The sequence below is a fragment of the bacterium genome, assembly GCA_035691305.1.
GTDB lineage: Bacteria > Sysuimicrobiota > Sysuimicrobiia > Sysuimicrobiales > Segetimicrobiaceae > DASSJF01.
The window spans coordinates 1-20,450 of sequence record DASSJF010000076.1 but is presented as its reverse complement, the minus strand read 5'-3'; the positions used below and the strand labels follow the sequence as shown (position 1 = coordinate 20,450).

21 protein-coding genes are annotated in these 20,450 nt (G+C 71.6%); 15 read left to right on the top strand and 6 right to left on the bottom strand.

Annotation, left to right across the window (positions count from 1 at the left end; all coding sequences use genetic code 11):
• Position 1 precedes the first annotated feature (1 nt).
• The 12 genes from pxpB (at position 2) to groL (ending at position 11,693) form a co-directional block, all read left to right on the top strand.
• Positions 2-1,672: a 5-oxoprolinase subunit PxpB gene (pxpB, locus tag VFL28_14375; GenBank protein ID HET7265847.1), complete on the top strand. Its 1,671-nt coding sequence runs from the start codon at positions 2-4 to the stop codon at positions 1,670-1,672.
• 89 nt (positions 1,673-1,761) lie between these two features.
• Complete coding sequence (locus tag VFL28_14370; protein HET7265846.1) at positions 1,762-2,508, top strand: gamma-glutamyl-gamma-aminobutyrate hydrolase family protein; 747 nt, start codon at positions 1,762-1,764, stop codon at positions 2,506-2,508.
• On the top strand, positions 2,498-3,508 hold the full coding sequence (locus VFL28_14365) for an asparaginase (protein HET7265845.1): 1,011 nt from the start codon (positions 2,498-2,500) through the stop codon (positions 3,506-3,508). The genes VFL28_14370 and VFL28_14365 overlap by 11 nt, the downstream gene beginning before the upstream one ends.
• Positions 3,509-3,663: 155 nt before the next feature.
• Positions 3,664-4,485, top strand: coding sequence for a M55 family metallopeptidase (locus tag VFL28_14360; protein HET7265844.1), 822 nt, complete (start codon positions 3,664-3,666; stop codon positions 4,483-4,485).
• A gap of 63 nt (positions 4,486-4,548) precedes the next feature.
• Positions 4,549-5,979, top strand: a complete 1,431-nt coding sequence (locus VFL28_14355) for a nodulation protein NfeD (protein HET7265843.1) — start codon at positions 4,549-4,551, stop codon at positions 5,977-5,979.
• Positions 5,976-6,761, top strand: coding sequence for a slipin family protein (locus VFL28_14350; GenBank protein ID HET7265842.1), 786 nt, complete (start codon positions 5,976-5,978; stop codon positions 6,759-6,761). Before VFL28_14355 ends, VFL28_14350 begins: the two co-directional genes overlap by 4 nt.
• Positions 6,762-6,776: 15 nt before the next feature.
• Positions 6,777-7,277, top strand: coding sequence for a tRNA (adenosine(37)-N6)-threonylcarbamoyltransferase complex ATPase subunit type 1 TsaE (tsaE, locus tag VFL28_14345; GenBank protein HET7265841.1), 501 nt, complete (start codon positions 6,777-6,779; stop codon positions 7,275-7,277).
• A complete protein-coding gene (gene tsaB, locus VFL28_14340) occupies positions 7,259-8,002 on the top strand; it encodes a tRNA (adenosine(37)-N6)-threonylcarbamoyltransferase complex dimerization subunit type 1 TsaB (GenBank protein HET7265840.1) in 744 nt (247 codons plus the stop codon). The genes tsaE and tsaB overlap by 19 nt, the downstream gene beginning before the upstream one ends.
• On the top strand, positions 7,999-8,547 hold the full coding sequence (gene rimI / locus VFL28_14335; protein ID HET7265839.1) for a ribosomal protein S18-alanine N-acetyltransferase: 549 nt from the start codon (positions 7,999-8,001) through the stop codon (positions 8,545-8,547). The genes tsaB and rimI overlap by 4 nt, the downstream gene beginning before the upstream one ends.
• A gap of 15 nt (positions 8,548-8,562) precedes the next feature.
• Entirely contained in the window at positions 8,563-9,585 is a 1,023-nt protein-coding gene (gene tsaD, locus VFL28_14330; GenBank protein ID HET7265838.1) for a tRNA (adenosine(37)-N6)-threonylcarbamoyltransferase complex transferase subunit TsaD, read from the top strand.
• A 158-nt stretch (positions 9,586-9,743) separates the two neighbouring features.
• A complete protein-coding gene (groES, locus tag VFL28_14325; GenBank protein HET7265837.1) occupies positions 9,744-10,055 on the top strand; it encodes a co-chaperone GroES in 312 nt (103 codons plus the stop codon).
• A 21-nt stretch (positions 10,056-10,076) separates the two neighbouring features.
• Positions 10,077-11,693: a chaperonin GroEL gene (gene groL, locus VFL28_14320; GenBank protein HET7265836.1), complete on the top strand. Its 1,617-nt coding sequence runs from the start codon at positions 10,077-10,079 to the stop codon at positions 11,691-11,693.
• Positions 11,694-11,807: 114 nt separating this feature from the next.
• Here groL and VFL28_14315 read toward each other — a convergent pair whose 3' ends face one another.
• From VFL28_14315 to fabF, 6 genes are all read right to left on the bottom strand, one after another.
• On the bottom strand, positions 11,808-12,899 hold the full coding sequence (locus VFL28_14315) for a hypothetical protein (GenBank protein ID HET7265835.1): 1,092 nt from the start codon (positions 12,897-12,899) through the stop codon (positions 11,808-11,810).
• Complete coding sequence (locus tag VFL28_14310) at positions 12,899-13,672, bottom strand: SDR family NAD(P)-dependent oxidoreductase (GenBank protein ID HET7265834.1); 774 nt, start codon at positions 13,670-13,672, stop codon at positions 12,899-12,901. The genes VFL28_14315 and VFL28_14310 overlap by 1 nt, the downstream gene beginning before the upstream one ends.
• Before the next feature lie 30 nt (positions 13,673-13,702).
• The gene (locus tag VFL28_14305; GenBank protein ID HET7265833.1) at positions 13,703-14,548 is read right to left on the bottom strand and encodes a CoA-transferase; all 846 of its coding nucleotides are present in this window, start codon (positions 14,546-14,548) and stop codon (positions 13,703-13,705) included.
• A gap of 23 nt (positions 14,549-14,571) precedes the next feature.
• Positions 14,572-15,435, bottom strand: a complete 864-nt coding sequence (locus VFL28_14300; GenBank protein ID HET7265832.1) for a CoA-transferase — start codon at positions 15,433-15,435, stop codon at positions 14,572-14,574.
• The gene (locus VFL28_14295; GenBank protein HET7265831.1) at positions 15,432-16,238 is read right to left on the bottom strand and encodes an SDR family oxidoreductase; all 807 of its coding nucleotides are present in this window, start codon (positions 16,236-16,238) and stop codon (positions 15,432-15,434) included. Before VFL28_14295 ends, VFL28_14300 begins: the two co-directional genes overlap by 4 nt.
• Before the next feature lie 148 nt (positions 16,239-16,386).
• The gene (gene fabF / locus VFL28_14290) at positions 16,387-17,628 is read right to left on the bottom strand and encodes a beta-ketoacyl-ACP synthase II (GenBank protein ID HET7265830.1); all 1,242 of its coding nucleotides are present in this window, start codon (positions 17,626-17,628) and stop codon (positions 16,387-16,389) included.
• Between the two features lie 232 nt (positions 17,629-17,860).
• Between fabF and purD the strand changes: the two genes are divergently transcribed.
• The 3 genes from purD to VFL28_14275 form a co-directional block, all read left to right on the top strand.
• Positions 17,861-19,180: a phosphoribosylamine--glycine ligase gene (gene purD, locus VFL28_14285; protein HET7265829.1), complete on the top strand. Its 1,320-nt coding sequence runs from the start codon at positions 17,861-17,863 to the stop codon at positions 19,178-19,180.
• Entirely contained in the window at positions 19,177-19,734 is a 558-nt protein-coding gene (purE, locus tag VFL28_14280; GenBank protein HET7265828.1) for a 5-(carboxyamino)imidazole ribonucleotide mutase, read from the top strand. The genes purD and purE overlap by 4 nt, the downstream gene beginning before the upstream one ends.
• A gap of 2 nt (positions 19,735-19,736) precedes the next feature.
• Positions 19,737-20,450, top strand: a 714-nt coding sequence (locus tag VFL28_14275) for an adenylosuccinate synthetase (GenBank protein HET7265827.1), incomplete at its 3' end; no start/stop codon positions are given.

The following is a 20,450-nucleotide window of genomic DNA, read 5'->3' as shown; positions in this document are numbered from 1 at the left end:
ATTGACGGCCGTCGCCACGCCGGAGCTCCGGCCGCTGGGGGACTGGGGCGTCGTCGCCGAGTTCGGCGGCGACGAGATCTCCGACGCGGCGAACGCCGCGGTGCTTGCGTTGCGCCGCGTCGTCGACGAGGACCGCATCGCCGGCGTCGTCGAAACGCTGCCGACGTACCGGTCCCTCCTCGTCGTGTTCGATCCGCTGCGCACGACCGCCGCCGCAATCCGGCAGGCGCTGCTCGCCGCGGTGCCCCGCGCCGATCCGTCGTCGCTGCCCGCGGGCCGGCTCGTCGAGATTCCGACCGCCTACGGGGGGGCCCACGGCCCCGACCTCGCGCCGCTTGCGGCCGAGGTCGGGCTCTCCGAGGACGGCGTCGTCGCCGCCCACACCGGCTGCGAGTACCGTGTCTACATGCTGGGGTTCAGCCCGGGCTTCCCGTACATGGGCACGCTGCCTGAAGCGCTCCGCGTCCCCCGCCTCAGGTCGCCGAGGACGTTCGTGCCGCAGCGCACCGTGGCGCTCGCCGGCCAGCAGACCGGCGTCTATCCCGTCGCGAGTCCGGGCGGCTGGCGCTTGATCGGGCGGACGCCGCTGCGGATCTACGATCCGAGCCGCGACGCCCCGTTTCTGCTCGACGCGGGCGACCGGGTCCGGTTCGTGCCGATCGGCGTGCGCGAGTACGATCTCCGCGCGCCGGTCGATGAAGACGGGGAGCGGCCGCCGGTTCCGGCGTCCCCGGAGTTCCTCGTCGAGCGCGGCGGCCTGTGGACGACCGTGCAGGACGCCGGACGGCCCGGGTACCGGCGCTTTGGGATGCCGCAGAGCGGCGCGATGGATCCGCTGTCGCTTCGGATTGCCAATTCGCTGCTCGGAAATCCGCCGGGCGCCGCCGCGCTGGAGTGCACCGCGCCGGGCCCGCGCCTCGTGGCGGCCAGGCGAACCGCGGTCGCGATCGCCGGAGCCGACCTATCGCCGATGGTGAACGGCCGGCCGGTGCGCGGATGGACCGCGATCGCGCTGCGGGAAGGGGACGTGCTCGAATTCGGCGCGCCGCGGGCCGGGCAGTGGGCGTACGTGGCGGTCCCCGGCGGCGTGGACGTGCCGCCCGCCCTCGGTAGCCGGGCGACGTATGTGCGCGGCGCGCTCGGCGGGTACGGGGGGCGGCGCCTGCAGGACGGCGATCTCCTGGCGTGCGAGCGCCGCGCCCCCGGCGCGCAGTTCCGGCTCCCCGAACACCTTCGACCCCAGGTCGGCGGCGCGTGCACCGTCCGCGTGGTGCTCGGCCCGCAGGAGTCCTACTTCACGGATTCGGCGGTGGCGGCGCTGCTCGCGGGCGAATACTCTCCCGGCGTGCACGCGGACCGGGTTGGGTACCGGCTCGACGGGCCGAGGTTGGAGCACCGCGCGGCGGCAGAGCTGCTTTCGGACGGGCTGCTGCCGGGCGCGATCCAGGTGCCGTCGGGCGGACAGCCGATCGTGATCATGGCGGACGGGCCGACGGCCGGCGGGTATCCCAAGATCGCGGCAATCCTGCGGGCGGACCTGCGTCTCGTGGCTCAGGCACGCCGCGGGGACCCGGTTCGTTTTCGCGCGGTGCAGTGGGAGGACGCGCATCTTGGATCGCGCGAGGCGGCGGCGCGCCTGGCGGCGCTGCGCCTGGAGCGGGCCGCCGATTAGGCAAGGACACCGCGCTTGCGCGGCATTGACGCGAACTATACGATGGAGCACGGACGCGCGGCTTCCGCTGCGGCCGAAGGAGTGATTCCGTGACCGAAGACCGTCCGCGGATCGGCGTCGTCGGCGCCGCCCGCACCGAGGTTGAGCAGAAATCCTTTCAGGCCTACGTCGAGGCGGTCGAAGGCGCGGGCGGCAGGCCCGTGCCCATCGAGCCGGGCGCGGGGGCGGACGTTCTAGATCGTGTCGACGGGCTTGTGCTGACCGGCGGGCTCGACGTCGATCCGAAGGAGTACGGCCAGGCCGCGGATCCGTCGATGTCGGTCGAAGTGGACGCCGAGCGCGACGCGCTCGAGCTGCCGCTCGTTCGCGAGGCCGTGCGGCGCGATCTCCCGGTCCTGGCGATCTGCCGAGGCATGCAGGTCCTCAACGTGGCCCTCGGCGGGACGCTCATTCAGGATCTCGACGTCGAACGCACCGGGCGCCAGGCGTGGACTCACCAGCAGCGCAAGTCGCGGCCGGACGCGTCGCACGACGCGCCGATTCACGAGGTCGACGTGGCGTCGGGCAGCCGTCTGCGGGAGATCGCCGGCGCCGAGCGGCTCGGCGTCAATACCTTCCATCATCAGGCGATCGACAAAGCCGCGCCCGGGCTCGCGGTGACGGCGCGGGCCGTGGAGCCGGACAAGCCGGCATTGATCGAAGCCGTGGAGGCGCCCGACTGCCGCTGGGTGCTCGGCGTGCAGTGGCACCCCGAACGGATGTGGCGGACCGCGCCCGCGCACCGGCGCCTCTTCGCGGAGCTCGTGCGCGCGGCCCGCGGCGTCCATGTGGGATAGCGTCCCGCTCGCCCTCGTCGAGCGCGGCGGACGCGCGGAATGTGTCCACCGCGGCAGCGTCGTCGTGGCGGACCGCGACGGACGCATCCGGTACGCGGCCGGCGATCCGGGTCTGCCGCTCTACCTGAGATCGGCGTGCAAGCCGCTGCAGGCGCTGCCGCTTGTCGAGGGGGGCGGCGTCGAAAAGTTCGGTCTGACCGGCGCCGAGCTGTCCGTGATCTGCGCCTCGCACGCCGCGGAGCCGGTGCACCTCGAAGCGGTGCGCTCCATCCTCTCCAAGATCGGATTGGACCCGTCGGCTTTGCGGTGCGGCCCGCACGTACCGCACGATCCGGCCACCGCGGCGGCGCTCGCGCGCGCCGGGCGCGCACCGGAAGCGATCCACAGCAACTGCTCCGGCAAGCACTCCGGGATGCTGGCGTCCTGCGTGCTCTACGGCTGGCCCACCGAGACCTACCTCGAGCCGGCGCACCCGCTGCAGCGGCGGATTGCCGGGATCATCGCCGACTTTTGCGCGAACGGCGACCCGCTCCCCCACGCCACCGACGGCTGCGGCGTGCCGACGTTCCACGCGAACGTCGCCCAGCTCGCCCAGGCGTTCGGGCGCCTGGCCGACCCGGCCGGCCTGCCGGCGCCGCGGGCCGCAGCCGTTCGTCGCATCGGCGACGCGATGGCCGCCTATCCCGTCATGGTATCGGGGACCGGGCGCCTGGTCACCTCGCTCATGGAGGCGATGGGTGACCGGCTGTTCTGCAAGGGCGGGGCGGAGGGTGGATTTGGGATCGCCCTGCGAAGCCGCGGACTCGGGATCGCGGTGAAGATCGAGGACGGAAACGCGCGCGCGATGGGCCCGATTCTCGTGGAGGTCTTGCGCCAGCTCGGCGCGGCCGGCCCGGCGGAGGCGCAGACGCTCGCGGTCCACGCTCAGCCCAAAGTGACAAACACCCGCGGCGAAGTCGTGGGGGCGATCCGGCCGCTCGTCCAGCTGCGCGAGCAATAGCACCGCCGCGGCCTCGGCCCCCGCGTGACACGCGCTCTCCCCGGGAGCCGCCCTTTGTAACGTCCGCGCCAAAACGCAGGAAGTGCCCGCGTGCGACACGTAGTGGGCGGGGGCCTGCGTCGCGATTTGACGGCGACGTACGAGGGGGGAGCGGATTGAAAGTCTTTATCTCCGCGGACATGGAGGGCACCGCCGGCGTCACCGACGCCGACCAGTGCCGCGAAGGGCGGCCGGATTACAACCGGTTCCGGCGCCTGATGACCGAAGAAGTGAACGCCGCGATTCTCGGCGCGCTCGAGTCCGGGGCAAAGGAGATCGTCGTCAACGACTCGCACGCCACGATGCGGAACCTGCTGATCGAGGAGCTCCATCCGCAGGCGCAGCTCGTCAGCGGTAGCCCGAAGCCCTACAGCATGATGCAGGGAATCGACGCGTCGTTCGACGCCGTGTTCTTCACCGGCTACCACGCGGCCGCCGGCACCCAAGACGCGGTCCTCGACCATTCGTACAGCGGCGCGTGCGTGCGCCAGATCAAGCTCGGCAACACGGTCGTCGGCGAGCCCGGCCTCAACTCCGCGCTGGCCGGTCATTTCAAGGTGCCGGTCGCGCTCATCACGGGCGACGGGACGGCGGTACAACAGCTCAAGAAGCTGATTTCCCACGTCGAGACCGTCGCGGTCAAAGAGGCGATCGGCCGTGTCGCGGCGCGGTCGTATCAGCCGGTCGAGGCCCGTCGCCGCATCAAAGAGGGCGCGGCGAAGGCGCTGAAGCGCGCGCGGGACCTCAAGCCGTACGCCGTCGCCAAGCCGGTCGCGCTCGAGATCGACTGGATGTACACGTCGATGGCCGACCGCTGCATGCTGATTCCCGGCATGACGAGAGTGACGCCGCGTGCCACGGCGTACAAGGCGAAGGATGCGGAACAGGCGTTTACGGTCACGGTGGCCTGCCTTACCCTGGCGCGCTCGCTTACCTAGACACCGCCGGGGGGCGGTCCCCGGGGGCACAGGAGCTCTCCCGGTTACAGAGAACAGCACCGCATGACCGGCGCCAGGCGCTCCCGCGTCGTTCGCGCCGCCGCGCGCTCCGTGGCGGCGCTGCTCCTCGCGGTCCCCGCGGCCGGCCTGTTCGCGGCAGCCGCGCTGGGGCCGGGAACCGGCCGGGCCCTCGGCGCCGTCGCCCCGCCGCAGGCCACCGGCGCCGTCGTCGACGTCGTCCAGTTGAACGGTATCATCGGTCCGGCCACCGCCCGGTACGTCCTGCGCGGCCTGCGCCAGGCCTCGGCCGACGGCGCGGAAGCCCTCGTCATTGAGATCGATACCCCCGGCGGTCTGATGACGTCGATGGACCAGATTGCGAAGGCGCTGCTGGCCTCGCCGACGCCGACGATCGCCTATGTCTGGCCGAGCGGCGCCCGCGCGGCGTCGGCCGGCGTCTTCGTCACCTACGCCGCCAACGTCGCCGCGATGGCTCCGACGACGCACCTCGGCGCGGCGCATCCGGTTAACGTGGCTCCCGGCGGCGGCACCTCCGCCGAGGACAAGACGATGATCGCCAAGGTCACGAACGACGCGGTCGCGGAGATCCGGGGCTTCGCGGCGCGCCGCGGGCGGAACCCCGACTGGGCAGAGCGCGCCGTCCGTGAGAGCGTCTCGATCACGGACGAGGAGGCGCTCCGGCTCCACGTCGTCGACCTCATCGCGGACACCCCCCAGGCGCTGCTGGCCGCCGTCGACGGCCGGAAAGTCCAGACGCCGGGCGGGACGCGCGCCCTCCACACGCGCGGGGCGCGCCTCTCCGAGATCCCGATGGACGTCACGGAGCGCTTTCTCCTCCTCCTGAGCGACCCGAACATCGGGTTCGTGCTGATGACGATGGCGATCTACGGGATCATCTTCGAGCTCAGCAACCCGGGCTCGGTGTTCCCCGGGGTGATCGGCGGGCTGGCGCTCATCCTGGCGCTCGCGTCGTTTGCCGTGATCGAGGTGAACCTGGCCGGTCTCTTGCTCATCGGGTTCGCGCTGATCCTCTTCATCGCGGACCTCAAGGTGCCGAGCCACGGCATCCTCACCGCCGGCGGTCTCGCCGCCTTCATCCTGGGGTCGCTCCTGCTCACGGAGAAGCAGGCGCCGTTCCTCCGGATCTCCATCACGCTGATCCTTACGATGGCCGGCCTGACCGCGGCGTTCTTCGCGTTTGCCGTCGGCGCGGGCATCCGCGCGCAGGCGCGCAGGGTGCACACCGGGCGCGAGGCGCTCCTCGGCGCGGTCGGCGTGACGCGCAGCGACCTCGCGCCGTCGGGCACCGTCTTCGTCGACGGCGAACTGTGGAGTGCCGAGACCGCAGACGGCGCGATTCCGTCGGGGCAGCACGTCAGCGTCGTGGAGGTCCGCGGGCTCCGCCTGCTCGTGCGCCCGGCCGGCGCCGGCACGCCGGCGGGTTCGCCGCCGCGGGCGAAGGAGGGCACATGACGACGTTCCTCGCTCCGTTCCTGGTGGCGGTGATCCTCGTCGGTCTCTCGCTGCTGGGGTCGACGATCAAGATCGCGCGCGAATACGAGCGCGGGGTGGTTTTCCGCCTTGGCCGCCTGATCGGCTCGAAGGGGCCCGGCGTGATCATCCTCATTCCGGTGGTCGACCGGATGATCAAAATCGACCTCCGCGTCGTCACGCTCGACATTCCGCGCCAGGAGATGATGACCCGCGACAACGTGCCGGTGACCGTCGACGCCGTCGTCTATTTTCGGATCGTCAACCCGGAAGACGCGATCGTCAAAGTCGAGAACTTCAGCCGCGCCACCTACCTACTCGCGCAGACGACGCTGCGGAGTACGCTCGGACAGCACGAGCTCGACGAGCTTCTCGCGCAGCGCGACAGGATCAACCAGCAGCTCCAGAGCGTGATCGACGAGGCGACGGAGCCCTGGGGCATCAAGGTGACGATGGTGGAAGTCCGCGACGTGGTGCTTCCGGAGAGCATGAAGCGCGCGATGGCCCGGCAGGCCGAGGTCGAGCGCGAGCGGCGCGCCAAGATCATCAACGCCGAGGGCGAGTTCCAGGCGGCCGAGAAGCTCGTCCAGGCCGCGGCGCGCATCGCCGAGCAGCCGGTGGCGCTGCAGCTGCGGTACCTGCAGGCGCTCACGGAAGTCGCCTCCGAGCAGAACTCCACCACGATCTTTCCGGTCCCGATCGACCTCATCACTCCGTTCCTCAAGCGGCTGGGCGGGGGCGACGGCGCCAAGGGCGCCGGCTAGCGCCGCGGGTTCCACGTGTCGGTTGACGCGGGGCCGGGCTTCCTCGAGGTCCACACGGGAAGCCCGGACGAGACGCGCGCGCTCGGCGAGGCGCTCGGGCGGCTGCTCCGGGCGCGCGACGCGCGCGGCGCGGTCGTGGGGCTCACCGGTCCGCTCGGCGCGGGCAAGACCTGCTTCGTCCAGGGGCTGGCCCGCGGACTCGGCGCGGGCGGCTACGTGCGGAGTCCGACGTTCGTCCTCGTCCATCGGTACCCGGGGCCGCTGCCGCTCTACCACGTCGATCTTTACCGCATCGCGCCGCCCGACCTGGACGCGCTCGGCCTCGAGGAGATAATCGAAGGTGACGGCATCACGGCGATCGAGTGGGCCGGAACGGCGCCGCTGCCCCCGGACCACTTGTCCGTCGAGTTGTCGTTCGACGGGGACGAAAACGCGCGCACCGTGCGCGTCGGCGCGGCGGGCGGCCGCTCGCGCCGCCTCCTGGACGGGCTTCGGACATGCGTGTCCTCGCGATAGAGACCGCTACGCCGGTGGCCGGCGCCGCCCTCGTCGATGCGGGCGGGGTGCTCGCGGCGCGCACTGTGCGGGCGCCGATGCGGCACCTCGAGTGGCTCGCCGCGGCGGTCGACGGGCTGTTGCGCGACGCGGGCACGGGACCCGACGGCGTCGAGGCGGTCGCCGTCGGACGCGGGCCCGGCGGCTTCACCGGCCTGCGGATCGGCATCGCAACGGCCGCGGCATGGGCGCGGGCCCGGCGCGTGCCGGTCCTCGGCGTCCCGACCCTCGAGGTGCTCGCCGCGTCGGCCTCCGCGAGCGGCCTCGTCTTCGCCGTGCTCGATGCGCATCGCGGTGAAGTAGCCGCGGCGCTCTACCGCCTCGGGCAGGACGCGGAGCCGGTGTGTCTCGTCCCGGCGGTCGTGGCGGCCCCGGACGCGGCCGTCGCGGAGATCCGGCTCGTGCTCGAGGGCGAGCGCGCGCTCCACCGGCCGCTTGTGGTCGCCGGCGACGGCCTGGCGCGCCACGCGGACGCCCTGCGCGCGGCGCTCGGCGGCGCGGGGGCGCGGCAGATCGTCGAGCGCCCGGACGCGTACCCCAGCGCGGAAACGGCCGGCCGGCTCGCGCGGCCGCGGCTTCTGCGCGGCGCTCGCGACCTGCCGGCGGGATTGCTGCCGGTCTACGGACGGCGTCCCGCGGTGCGTCTGTGGCAGGAAAGCCCGGCACCGCCGGGAAGCGTGAAATGACCATGGTGATCGCGAACGACCGAATTTCCATCGGGCCGATGCGCGAGGACGACATCCCGCGCGTCCTCGAGATCGAGCAGGCGTCGTTTCCGTCGCCGTGGCCCCGCGATGCCTACCTCCGCGAACTGCGCGACAACCGGCTGGCGTGCTACTTGGTCGCGCGCGAGAGCGACGCGGTCGTCGGCTACACCGGCATGTGGATCATCCTCGACGAGGCGCACGTGACGACGATCGCGGTCGCGCCCGAGTGCCGGCGGCGCCGGATCGGCGAGCGGCTGCTCGTCGCGCTGATCGCCGAGTCGATGCGGCGCGGGGCGCGGTGGATCACGCTCGAGGTGCGCCGGACCAACGGCGGCGCCCAGGCGCTCTACCGCAAGTACGGCTTCAAGGACATCGGCGTCCGCAAAGGCTACTACAGCGACAACCGCGAGGACGCGATCGTCATGTGGACCGGCAACGTGTACGAGCCGGTGTTTCAGGAGCGCTACGAACGCAACCGGACGGTCCTCGAAGGGGATCAGGGCTCGACGAAGCCCGGCGCTTGACCGCGCGCACCGCTCGTGCGCATCCTCGGGATCGAAACCTCCTGTGATGAAACCGCCGCCGCGGTGCTGGCGTGGCCGGGCGGCCTCCGCTCCAATGTCGTCGCGTCCCAGGTGGATCTGCACGCCCGCTACGGCGGGGTCGTGCCGGAACTCGCGTCGCGGCGGCATCTCGAACGGCTCGGCCCGGTGATCGACGAGGCGCTCGACCGCGCCGGGACGGGGCTCGAAGAGATCGACGCCTTCGCGGTCACTTGCGGCCCCGGGCTCGCCGGCGCGCTCACCGTCGGTGTGGCGGCGGCGAAGAGCTTCGCGCTTGCGCTCGGCCGCCCGCTGATCGGCGTCAATCACGTGGAAGGCCACATCTACGCCAACTTCCTCGCGCATCCGGATCTTGCGCTGCCGGCGGTCGTGCTCATCGTGTCCGGCGCGCACACGGATCTCCTGGTGATGCACGACCACGGCAGATACGAGATGCTGGGGCGCACCCGCGACGACGCGGCCGGCGAGGCGTTCGACAAGGCGGCGCGCGCCCTCGGCCTCGGGTATCCCGGGGGGCCCGCGATCCAGGAGGCGGCGGCCACCGGGGGCGGGGAGGCGGTCGCGCTGCCGCTGCCGTTCCCGGACGAGGACAGCTTCGATTTCTCGTTCAGCGGCCTCAAGACGGCGGTCCTCCGCGCCGTCGAACACCGGCGCGGTTCGGCGGGCGGCATCGCGGCGGCGTTCCAGGATGCGGTCACGCGCGTGCTGGTCGACAAGACGCTGCGCGCGGCCCGCCGCCGAGGCGCCCGTACCGTTATCGTCGCCGGCGGGGTCGCCGCCAACGCGATGCTGCGGAGCCGCATGGCCGAGGCGGCCGGCCTTCTGAGTATGCCGCTTCTGGTTCCGCCCCTGGCTCTCTGCACCGACAACGCCGGTATGATCGCCGCGGCCGGGGCCTATCGCTTGGACCGCGGCGAGCGTTCGAGCCTGGAACTCGGGGCCTACGCCGACCTGGAGATCACAGCACCGGTTCCAGAAACACGAAGCAATCCGTCGTAATTTCGAGATTTCTGCCGATTGCGAGACCTGCACGCGACTTTCCTGGCCGATTCGGTATTGCCGGAAAGAGAGCCTTTTCCCTATATTTTGATTGGTTAGCACTCCACGAAACAGAGTGCTAAGACCGTCGAAAACCTCCAAGGAAGGGAGAGATCCGCATGAACCTCAAGCCGCTTGGGGATCGCATTGTCGTCAAGGTCGTCGAGGAGCTCGAGCGCACGAAGAGCGGGATCGTGCTGCCCGACACCGCCAAGGAGAAGCCGCAGGAGGCCGAGGTCGTGGCCGTGGGCCCCGGCGCGCGCAACGAGAAGGGCGACCGCGTGCCGATGGAGGTCAAAGTCGGCGACCGCGTCGTGTTCCAGAAGTACTCCGGCACCGAGTTCAAGATGGACGACGAGGAATACCTGATCCTGCGCGAGAGCGACATCCTCGCGGTCGTGACCAAGGAGAAGGCCAAGGCCCGCGCGTAACGGCGCGCCAAGGGGGAGCCCATGCCATCGAAGATGTTGCTCTACAACGAAGAAGCGCGCCGGGCGCTCGAGCGGGGCGTCAACCGGCTCGCCGACATCGTCAAGATCACGCTCGGTCCCAAGGGCCGCAACGTGGTGCTCGAAAAGAAGTACGGCTCGCCGACGATCACGCATGACGGCGTGACCGTGGCGAAGGAGATCGAGCTGTCCGACCCGTTCGAGAACGCCGGGGCGCAGCTGGTGCGCGAGGTCGCGACGAAGACCAACGACGTCGCCGGCGACGGCACGACGACCGCGACCGTGCTTGCGCAGGCGATCGTCCGCGAGGGCCTCAAGAACGTCGCCGCGGGCTCGAACCCGATGGCGCTCAAGCGCGGCATCGACCGGGCCGTCGACACCGCGGTCGAGGAACTGAAGAAGATCGCGAAGCCGGTCGAGACGAAGGCGGCGATCGCCCAGGTGGCCAGCATCTCGGCCCACGACGAGACGATCGGCCAGTTGATCGCCGACGCGATGGAGAAGGTCGGCAAGGACGGCGTCATCACGGTCGAGGAGTCGAAGGGCATCGAGACGACGGTCGAGACCGTCGAGGGCATGCAGTTCGACAAGGGCTACATCTCTCCGTACATGGTGACCGACGCGGAGAAGATGGAGGCCGTCTTCGACGATCCCTACATTCTGATCACGGACAAGAAGATCAGCGCCGTCAAAGACCTGCTGCCGGCGCTCGAGAAGATCGTCCAGGTCAACCGGCCGTTCGTCGTCGTCGCCGAGGACGTCGAGGGCGAGGCGCTGGCCACGCTGGTCGTGAACAAGCTGCGCGGCACGCTGCAGGCCGCCGCGGTGAAGGCGCCGGCGTTCGGCGACCGCCGCAAGGCGATGCTGCAGGACATCGCGATCCTGACCGGCGGCCAGGTCATCACCGACGAACTCGGCCTCAAGCTCGAGTCGGTCGAGGTTTCGCAGCTCGGGCGGGCCCGCCAGATCAAGATCGGCAAGGAAGAGACGATCGTCGTCGGCGGCTCCGGCAAGCAGGCCGACATCCAGAAGCGCATCGGCGAGCTGCGCCGGCAGATCGAAGAGACCGAGAGCGACTACGACCGCGAGAAGCTGCAGGAGCGGCTCGGCAAGATGGTCGGCGGCGTCGGCGTGATCAAGGTCGGCGCGGCGAGCGAGACCGAGCTGAAAGAGAAGAAGCACCGCGTCGAGGACGCGCTCTCCACGGCCCGCGCGGCCGTCGAGGAGGGCATCGTGCCGGGCGGCGGCACGGCCCTCGTCAGCACGATCCCGGCGCTCGAGAAGCTGGAGCGGGACGGCGACGAGTCGATCGGTGCGGAGATCGTGCGCCGGGCGATCGAGGAGCCGCTGCGCCAGCTGGCCCGCAACGCCGGCCACGAAGGCTCGATCATCGTCGAGAAGGTGAAGGGCCAGAAACCGGGCTACGGGTTCAACGTGCTTACCGGCCAGTACGTCGACATGCTCAAGGCCGGCATCGTGGACCCGTGCAAGGTGACGCGCTCGGCGCTTCAGAACGCGGCGAGCGTCGCGTCGATGGTCCTCACGACCGAGGTCGTCGTGGTGGAGAAGCCGGAGGAGGAGTCGGCGGCGCCCCCGATGCCGCCGACCCCGCCGATGTAAGCCGCCGCACGCGCGGCAGGCGACGGTCAGCGGGGAGGGAGGCGCAACGCCTCCCTCCCTTACGTTTGCTCCCGCACGTTTGCCCCCGCCGCCCCCCTCCGGCGGGTGAGGCGCTCAGTCGGGTGGGGAGGTGGGCACCGACGCGCCGAGCCGGCGCCGGGTCTCCGCGAGCGCGGTGCGCAGCGTCTCGACGAACTCCGCCCGGGCGGCCTGGACCGCCTGGCCGATCGCCGCCTGGATCGCGTGCCGGTCCGAGGCTCCGTGCGCCATGACGATGTTGCCGCGTACGCCGAGCAGCGGCAGGCTGCCGTGGAGGTCGATGGGGTTGGTCAGTTCGATGAGGCGGTCGGTCAACGCCGCGCGGCGGGCGGCCGGGAGGTCCGCGGCGAGCTCTCGGTCGAGCCACGCGGCGATCTCGCGTCCGAGGCCCTCGATGCTCTTGAGCACGCAGTTGCCGATGAAGCCGTCGCAGACCACGACGTTTGCCTCGCCGGCGACGAAGTGGTGGCCCTCGACCAGTCCCGCGAAGTTCAGTCCGCTGCGCGCCAGGAGCTTGGCGGCTTCCTTCACGACGCGGTTGCCCTTGCCCGGCTCGCGGCCGTTGCTGAGCAGGGCCACGGTCGGGTTCGGGATGCCCTCGAAGACCCGCATGTAGGTCGTGCCGATCACCGCGAACTCGAGGAGATGCTGGGCTTCACAGTCCAGCGTGGGTCCGAGATCGATCAAGAACGTCTCCGGATGCATCCCCACGATCGAACGTCCCACGCACGCCCGCCGGACGCCCTCGAGCATGCCCAGCTCCCGCACCGCGGCGAGCAGTGTGGGGCCGGTGCTGGCGGCGCTGACCGCCGCGTCGGCGCGGCCGTCCTTCACCTGCCGCATCGTGATCGTCATCGACGCGTTCGGCAGCGACCGCAGCGACGCAAGCGGGGGAGCGCCTTCCGGCACGGCGGGGCCGCTCTCGACGATCTCGACGGTGTTGCGGCCGTGCGGCGCTTCCACGGTACCGGGCGGCAGGAGTGCCCGGACGGCCTCGGGGACGCCGACGAGCAGCACGTGGAGATCGAAGGCGCGCGCCGCGCGCACGGCGCCGGCGACCGTTTCCGCGGGCGCGCGGTCGCCGCCCATGCAGTCGACCGAGATGCGGAGGGCGCGGCCGTCTCGCGCCGCCGCCGGTTCCGGAGGGCGTGGGTGCGCCGCGGACATCACACCATCGTGAGGCCGCCCGAGACGCTCAGCACCTGGCCGGTGATGTAGCGTGACGCGTCGGTGCAGAAGAACGCCACCGCGTCGGCGATCTCTTCGGGCTGCGCGACCCGCCGCATCGGGATCAGCCGGATCATCCGGTCGATCAGCCCGGCCTGGGCCGGATCGGCGCGGTTCTCGGCGAGGACCTCGGTTTCCGTGGGGCCGGGCGAGACGCAGTTCACGCGGACCCGGCGGGAGGCGGCCTCGCGCGCGAGCGAGCGGGTGAACGCGATGACGCCGCCCTTCGCCGCCGCGTAGACGGTCTCGCCGGCCGTGCCGACGCGACCGGCGTCGCTCGAGACGTTCACGATCACGCCGCCGCCGTGCCCGGCCATCCATTCCAGGGCGACGCGCGAGCAGAAGATCGTGCTCCACAGGTTGCTGTCCACGACGCGCCGCCAATAGGCCTCGGTCTCGTCGAGAAACGGCGACGTGAGCGTCCAGCCCGCGTTGTTGACGAGGATGTCGATGCCGCCGAGGAGCTGCTGCACGGCCTCCATCGCCTCGCGGCACGCGGCATATGTCGTGAGGTCGGCGGGAACGGCCACGCCGCGGGCGCCCTCGCGTTCGACCTCCCGCGCGACCGCGTCGAGCTGCGCCCGAGTACGGGCGATCACCGCGACGTCCGCGCCGAGCTGCGCGAGCCGCAGCGCGGCGGCGCGGCCGATGCCGCGGCCGCCGCCGGTTACCGCGGCGCGGCGGCCGGTCAGAGGCTTGGCGGCCTCAGGCATCGCGCCCGTCGATCACCGGGTGGACGGCCTCTAGTGCCGCCGCCGCGGCCACGCCGCGTGCAGCGCCTGGCGCTCCCGTTCGTAAATCGCCGCGAACTTCTCCGCCGCGTCGGGCCCGGCCAGCGCCTCGAGTTTGCGCACCTCGAGCGGGTCGCCGGCGCGGATGATCCGGACTTCCTCGTCGGTGGGCGGCTCCGTCGTGGGCACGCCGCGCGGGACCTCGATCCTGAACCCCGTCTGCTCGCCGAGGCGCTCGGGTGTGACGCCGTGGTGGAGGGAGCGGACGACCATGCGGCCGTCGTCGGGCTCCCAGCCGAACACGCCGAGGTCGCTGACGAGACACGTCGGGGCGCCGTTCGCCCCGAGGTATTTGCGCCGCTCGGGCGTCCAGCCGGGGCCGCTCACGAAGTCCACCTTGGCCACGACGCTCCGGGGCGTGTGCTGGGTGAGATAGTAGAGGCCTTGAGACAGGTGGCTCGTGTCCTCCGGGATGCCGCGCGCCCCGACGAGCGCGACCTTGGGCTTCTCCCACGGGCCGATCGCGGAGATGTTCACGCTGCCCTGCTCGTCGATCTGCGCCGGGTTGATCCAGATCCGGAACCGGTCGGAGAAGATGTTGTCGAAGATATCCTCCATCGTGAGCGGGATGGCCCGCTGGTTGTCCGTCAGGAACTGCCCGAGCGTAAGCGTCGGCAGCGCGGCGACGTCCATGCCCGACTCCGGCGTCGAGAGCACCGCCAGCCCGGGCGCGTGCGTGCTGCGCGCGAGGTGGGCGGCGAGCGCGCCGAAGGCCGTGACGGAGCTGACGAGCACCTCGCCCCGCAACTCCCGCGCCATGCACGTGATGATCAGTTCGTCGATCGAGTAGTCCGGCATCGGGTGCCCTCCCGCCGGCGGCGTCAGACGCGCAGCCGCTCGCCGAGCGTGTGCTCGCCGCCGAGCCGCTTCGTGTATTCGCGGTCGTCGACGTAGACGTACTTCTCGAGGTACTCGTGCCAGGAGGACCGGTCGCGCGCCGCGGCGAGGTACTCGCGCACGTGGTTGAGGTCCGCCCGGTAGTCGGGCGCGCAGCCGGTGAAGTGGGCGCCCCAGCGGGCCTCCACGACGCCGGTGACGACGGTGCGGAAGATGTGGACGTCGCGGCCGTACGTCTGGAGGCGCTCCGGCAGCAGGATCTGCTCCGCCGACAGGAACGTCTGCGCCGCCGCCTTCGCGCACAGCGCGTCCATGTGGCCGTCGCCCAGCACGACGCCGTTGCCCTGCGGGTCGGCGAGGTTCACGTGCAGCAGCGCGACGTCCGGGCGCAGCGCCGGCACCGCGACGAGCGTCTCGCCCTTGAACGGATCCTGGAAGAGCTTGAACGCCGGGTTCACCTTGAGCACGTCCGTGGCGAGCAGGGAGTGGGTCGGCAGGAACGGCACGCGCTTGATCGTCGCGTCGAGGCCCGCCATGATCGTGAACTCCGACCATTCCTGGAACTTGACCGAGCCGTCCTGGCGCGCGCGCCGGAAGTGGGGCGCGAGACCCATCACCTCAAAGCCCACGAACGCGTAGATCACCTCGGTGACCTTCCCCGTGCCGATGAGCAGGTCGACCTCGGGACCGCCGACGTTCACGATGAGGCGCAGGTCCTTGCGGTCGCTGCGCGCGAGCGCGCGCACGAGGCCCATGGGCTTGCGCGAGAGCGACGAGCCGCCGATCGCGACCAGCGCCCCGTCGGGAACCCGCGCGACGACTTCGTCGCTGGTGAGAACTTTGCTCATGTCGACGCTCCTCCGCGGCGAAACTGTTCGAACGGGGCGGCGACGAGGCCGAGGCCGCCGTCGACGACGATGGTCTGCCCGGTGATGAACCGCGCGGCGGGACTGCAGAGAAAGACGACCGCGGCGGCGACGTCCTCCGGCGCGCCCATCCGGCCGGCCGGCGTGGACTCGGAGACGAGCCGGTCGAACACGGCGTAGCGGTCCCCGCCGTAGAACCGCGCCGAATCCGTGGCGATCACGCCGGGGCTCACGCAGTTGGCCGTGATGCCGCGGCCGGCCAGTTCGTAGGCGAGGTACCTCGTCCAGGTCTCCATCGCGCTCTTCGCCGACGCCAGGATCGCATAGTTGGGCAGGCATTCGACCGTCCCCTGCCCGCCGACGGTGACGATCGCGCCGGCGCGTCCGGCCATCAGCGGCACCGCGCGCTGCGCCGACAGCACGAGGGAGCGGAGAATCAGGTCGAAGGTGCGCTGCAGGTGGTGCGGCTTGGCGTCGAGCGTGGTCTTGAACGCGGTCGCGGCGTGGTTGGCCACGAACGCGTCGAGCGCGCCGAACCGCTCCGCCGTCTCGTCGAAGAGCCGGCCGATGTCTTCGGGCTTCTCGAGGTCGGCACCGATCGCCGCGGCGCGGCGTCCACGCGACTGGATCGCGCGGGCGGCGTCCTCCGCCGCCTCGCGGCTGCGGTTGAAGTGCACCACGACGTCTGCGCCGGCATCCGCAAAGAGCAGCGCCGCGGCGCGCCCGATGCCGCGGCCGGCGCCGGTGACGAGCGCGACCTTCCCCTCAAGCAGGCCGGTGAACACCCGCCGTCCCCCCAATCCGGTGCATCTTATCGTGTGCGCGCGGCGCCGCGGACGGGAGCCGTCGATCCCCGGCCGGCGGCCGGCGTCGCGAACGACGTGCGCCCCCGAGCGGCGCCGGATGGGGTTTGTACGTCTACTGGCGAGGCTCCTACCGGGGCCGCGGGGCGCGCACCGCCACGACGCAGTTCTGGCCGCCGAAGCCGAAGGCGTTGGCTACCGCGAGCCGGACCGGCGCCCGGCGCGCGGTCAGCGGCACACAGTCCAGATCGCACGCCGGATCCTGATGCTCGAGGTTGATCGTCGGGGGGATGACGCCGTCGCGGATCGCGAGGACGCCGACCATCGCCGCGAGCGCCCCGGCCCCGCCGATCAGGTGACCGACCATGCTCTTCGGCGCCGTCACCGGAATCGCACCGGCCCGCCGGCCGAGCGCCGTCTTGATCGCGCCGGTCTCCGCGATGTCGTTCAGCGGCGTGCCCGTTCCGTGCGCGACGACGAGGTCCACGTCGTCCGGCCGCGCGCCGGCATCCCGCAGGCAGCCGCGGATCGCGGCCGCGGCCGAAGCGCCGTCCGGGGACGGTGCGGTCTCGTGGTGCGCGTCGCTCGTGAGCGCGGCGCCCGCCAGCTCCGCGTAGATGCGCGCCTCGCGCGCCCGCGCCGCGTCCTCGCGCTCCACGACGAAGACGACCGCGCCTTCCCCGAAGACGAAGCCGTCGCGGTCGCGGTCGAACGGCCGGCTGGCCCGCCGCGGCTCGTCGTTGCGCTTGCTGAGCGCGCCGAGCGAGCAGAGCGCGGCCCAGACGGACGGGGTAATCGCCGCCTCGGTGCCCCCGGCGAGCACACAATCGGCGTCCCCGTCCATGATCCACCGGCGCGCTTCCATGAGCGCGATAGTACCCGCGGCGCACGCGCCGACGGACGTCGTCGACGGACCGCGCGTCCCGAAGCGAATCGAGACGGCGGAGGCCGCCATGTTGCCGATCAGCATCGGCAGGAGAAACGGGGTGACCCGGTCCGGCCGGCCGCCGTAGAGATGGGCCGCTTCCGCGTCGAGCATGTCGATGCCCCCGAGCGCCGTGGCAATCGCCACGCCGATCCGGTCGCGGTTCTCCGGGAGGACGTCGAGCCGTGCGTCGGCGAGCGCCTCGTGCGACGCGGCGACCGCAAGTTGCGCGAACCGCGCGGTCCGGCGCGCCTGCTTGCGGCTCATCACGGTCAGCGGATTGAATCCCGAGACTTCTGCGCCGATGTGGACGGGGTACGCCGAGGCGTCGAACCGGGTGATCGGGCCCACGCCGCTCCGGCCGGCCACGAGCGCGGCCCAGGTCTCCGGCGCCGAGAGGCCCACCGGGGTCACTGCCCCAATTCCGGTGATGACGGGCTTGATCACGAACCCTCCGGCCGGACTGCGCTTATCCTTCGCCCGTAAAGAACGGGTTTCCTTGGGTTTCCGTAACGGCTCCCCCCAAAACACGAACATTTCGAGCCCACTTGGCAAATTCTTCCGGATATGGTACATTGGCAACGAACCTCGTCGCCGTTTTCTTCGCAGCAGATACCGTAAAAACCGAACATTCCCAACTCGCCCGCGCCGTGATGCGCGGCGGTGTGGAGCGGTGCTGATGGCCGTCCTCGTCGTCGGGTCCGGTGGCAGGGAGCACGCGCTGGCGTGGGCCCTCGCACAGGAAGACCGGACCACCACACTGTTCGGCGCGCCCGGCAACCCGGGCATCGCTTCCATCGCCACGTGCCTTCCATGCTCGCCGCTCGACTTCGACGCGCTCGCCGGCGAGGCGGTGCGCCGCGGTGTCGCACTGACGGTCGTCGGACCCGAAGCACCGCTTGCCGCGGGGCTCGTCGACGCGTTTGCCGCGCGCGGCCTTCGCGCGTTCGGACCGACGCGGGACGCGGCGGCGATCGAGTCCAGCAAGATCTTCATGAAGTCCCTCTGCCGCCGGTACGAGATCCCCACCGCGGAAGCGCGCACGTTCGACGATGTGGCTTCCGCGCGCGAGTTCGTCAAACGGGCGGGACGCCCGCTCGTCATCAAGGCCGACGGACTCGCCGCGGGCAAGGGCGTGGTGATGGCGGGGACCGCGGACGAGGCGGCGGCCGCCCTCGACGAGATGATGACCGGCCGGCGCTTCGGCGATGCCGGCGCGCGCGTCGTCGTCGAGGAGTGGCTCGAGGGCACCGAGGTGAGCGTCTTCGGCCTGTGCGACGGCGCGCACGTCGCGCCGCTTCTGCCGGCGCGCGACTACAAGCGGCTGCTCGACGGCGATCGCGGGCCCAACACCGGCAGCATGGGCGGCTATGCGCCCGCTCCCGCGGTCGATGCCGCGATGCTGGGCCGCGTCAGCGACGAGATTCTCGAGCCGGCCGTCTGGGCGATGGCGCAGGAGGGCCGCCCGTACCGCGGCGTGCTGTTCGCGGGGTTGATGCTCACGGCGGACGGGCCGCGGGTTCTCGAGTTCAACGCGCGCTTCGGCGATCCGGAAGCGCAGCTGCTGATGCCGCTGCTCGCGTCCGGTCTGCGGGATGCGGCGGAGGCGGCGCTGGCGGGGCGGGTGGACCGGTGGACGCCGCGGTGGCGCGAGGGGTTCACGCTGTGCGTGACGCTGTGCGCCGCGGGCTACCCGGATGCACCTCGGACCGGCATGCCGATCGACGGCGTCGACGCCGCGCGGGCCGTCCCGGGGGTGCTGGTGTTCCACGCCGGGACCACGATGCGGGAGGGCCGCCTCGCGGTTTCGGGGGGCCGCGTGCTCAACGTCGTGGGCAGCGGTACCTCGCTTGCCGAAGCGCGCGACCGCGCGTACCGCGCGGCGGCGCTCATCAGCTTCGAGGGCAAGACGATCCGCCGAGACATCGGCAGCGACGTCGCGGCGCCGCGGGGGGCCGCGGGCCGGCCGGACGAGCTTCGCGAGGTGACGCAGGCATGACGGACGGCAGACCCCGCGTCTTGATCGTCATGGGCAGCGATTCGGATCTGCCCGTGATGCAGGAGGCGGGCCGCATCCTGAGCGAGTTCGAGGTGCCTTTCGAAATGACGGTGGCGTCGGCGCACCGCTCGCCCGACCGCGCGGCGAAATACGCGCGGGAGGCCGAGGGCCGCGGCGTTCGCGTGATCATCGCGGGCGCCGGCGGGGCCGCGCATCTGGCCGGCGCCGTCGCGGCGCACACCGCGCTCCCCGTGATCGGCGTGCCGCTGTCGGGGTCCGCGGTCAACGGGCTCGACGCGCTGCTCGCGACCGTGCAGATGCCCGCCGGCGTGCCGGTGGCGACCGTCGCGATCGGCGGCGCGCGAAACGCCGGGCTGCTCGCGGTGCAGATCCTCGCCGCCGCGGACGACGGCCTGCGCGCGCGGTATCACGCCTACAAGGCGCGGCTCGCGCGCGAGGTCGAGGAGAAGGCCGCGAAGATCGCCGCGTCCGCGCCGGGAAACCTCGGCATGGCGCCGCCCCGGGCCGGCGAGGCCCGGACGGAGAAGCGCTGACCATGCCCGTGACGGCGATCGTCGGCGCGCAGTGGGGCGACGAGGGCAAGGGCAAGGTCGTCGACACCCTGGCGAACCACGCCGACGCCGTGATCCGCTACAACGGCGGCAACAACGCCGGCCACACGATCCAGAACCGGCACGGCACGTTCCGGCTGCACCTGCTGCCGTCGGGGATCTTCCACCCCGCGGCGCAGTGCCTGATCGGGCCCGGCGTGGTCGTGAACGCGGACGTCCTGCTCGCCGAGATCGCGGAGGTCGAGCGCGTGGGCGTCGCGACCGCCGGGCGTCTCTGGCTCGACGAGCGCGCGCATCTCACCCTGCCCCACCACATCGTCACCGACGAACTCGAAGAGGCGGCGCGCGGCGGCCGGGCGCACGGCACGACGAAGCAGGGCATCTGGCCGGTGTACGGCGACAAGGCTGCGCGAATCGGCGTCCGGCTCGGCGATCTCGCCGAGGAGACGCACCTCGCGGAGGAGTTGCAGTTCATCGCGTCGCGGAAGAGCGCGCTGCTGCGCGGCGTGTACCGCCATGAGGCAATCGACGCGGGGAGCCTCATCGCGACATGTGCGCGGTGGGCGTCGCGCCTGAAGCCGTACATTACCGACACGCACCCGCTCGTCCAGGAGGCGCTCCGTGCCGACCGCGCGGTGCTCCTCGAGGGCCAGCTTGGCGTGATGCGCGATCTCGACTGGGGGCTCTATCCCTTCGTG

What these genes read in the sequence shown, in the direction of transcription:
- purD (HET7265829.1), top strand. Translation starts at nt 17,861, where the DNA reads ATGGCCGTCCTCGTCGTCGGGTCCGGTGGCAGGGAGCACGCGCTGGCG.
- groL (HET7265836.1), top strand. Translation starts at nt 10,077, where the DNA reads ATGCCATCGAAGATGTTGCTCTACAACGAAGAAGCGCGCCGGGCGCTC.
- VFL28_14310 (HET7265834.1), bottom strand. Translation starts at nt 13,672, where the DNA reads ATGCCTGAGGCCGCCAAGCCTCTGACCGGCCGCCGCGCCGCGGTAACC.
- VFL28_14365 (HET7265845.1), top strand. Translation starts at nt 2,498, where the DNA reads ATGTGGGATAGCGTCCCGCTCGCCCTCGTCGAGCGCGGCGGACGCGCG.
- VFL28_14300 (HET7265832.1), bottom strand. Translation starts at nt 15,435, where the DNA reads ATGAGCAAAGTTCTCACCAGCGACGAAGTCGTCGCGCGGGTTCCCGAC.
- VFL28_14305 (HET7265833.1), bottom strand. Translation starts at nt 14,548, where the DNA reads ATGCCGGACTACTCGATCGACGAACTGATCATCACGTGCATGGCGCGG.
- rimI (HET7265839.1), top strand. Translation starts at nt 7,999, where the DNA reads ATGACCATGGTGATCGCGAACGACCGAATTTCCATCGGGCCGATGCGC.
- tsaB (HET7265840.1), top strand. Translation starts at nt 7,259, where the DNA reads ATGCGTGTCCTCGCGATAGAGACCGCTACGCCGGTGGCCGGCGCCGCC.
- purE (HET7265828.1), top strand. Translation starts at nt 19,177, where the DNA reads ATGACGGACGGCAGACCCCGCGTCTTGATCGTCATGGGCAGCGATTCG.
- VFL28_14315 (HET7265835.1), bottom strand. Translation starts at nt 12,899, where the DNA reads ATGTCCGCGGCGCACCCACGCCCTCCGGAACCGGCGGCGGCGCGAGAC.
- groES (HET7265837.1), top strand. Translation starts at nt 9,744, where the DNA reads ATGAACCTCAAGCCGCTTGGGGATCGCATTGTCGTCAAGGTCGTCGAG.
- VFL28_14350 (HET7265842.1), top strand. Translation starts at nt 5,976, where the DNA reads ATGACGACGTTCCTCGCTCCGTTCCTGGTGGCGGTGATCCTCGTCGGT.
- VFL28_14355 (HET7265843.1), top strand. Translation starts at nt 4,549, where the DNA reads ATGACCGGCGCCAGGCGCTCCCGCGTCGTTCGCGCCGCCGCGCGCTCC.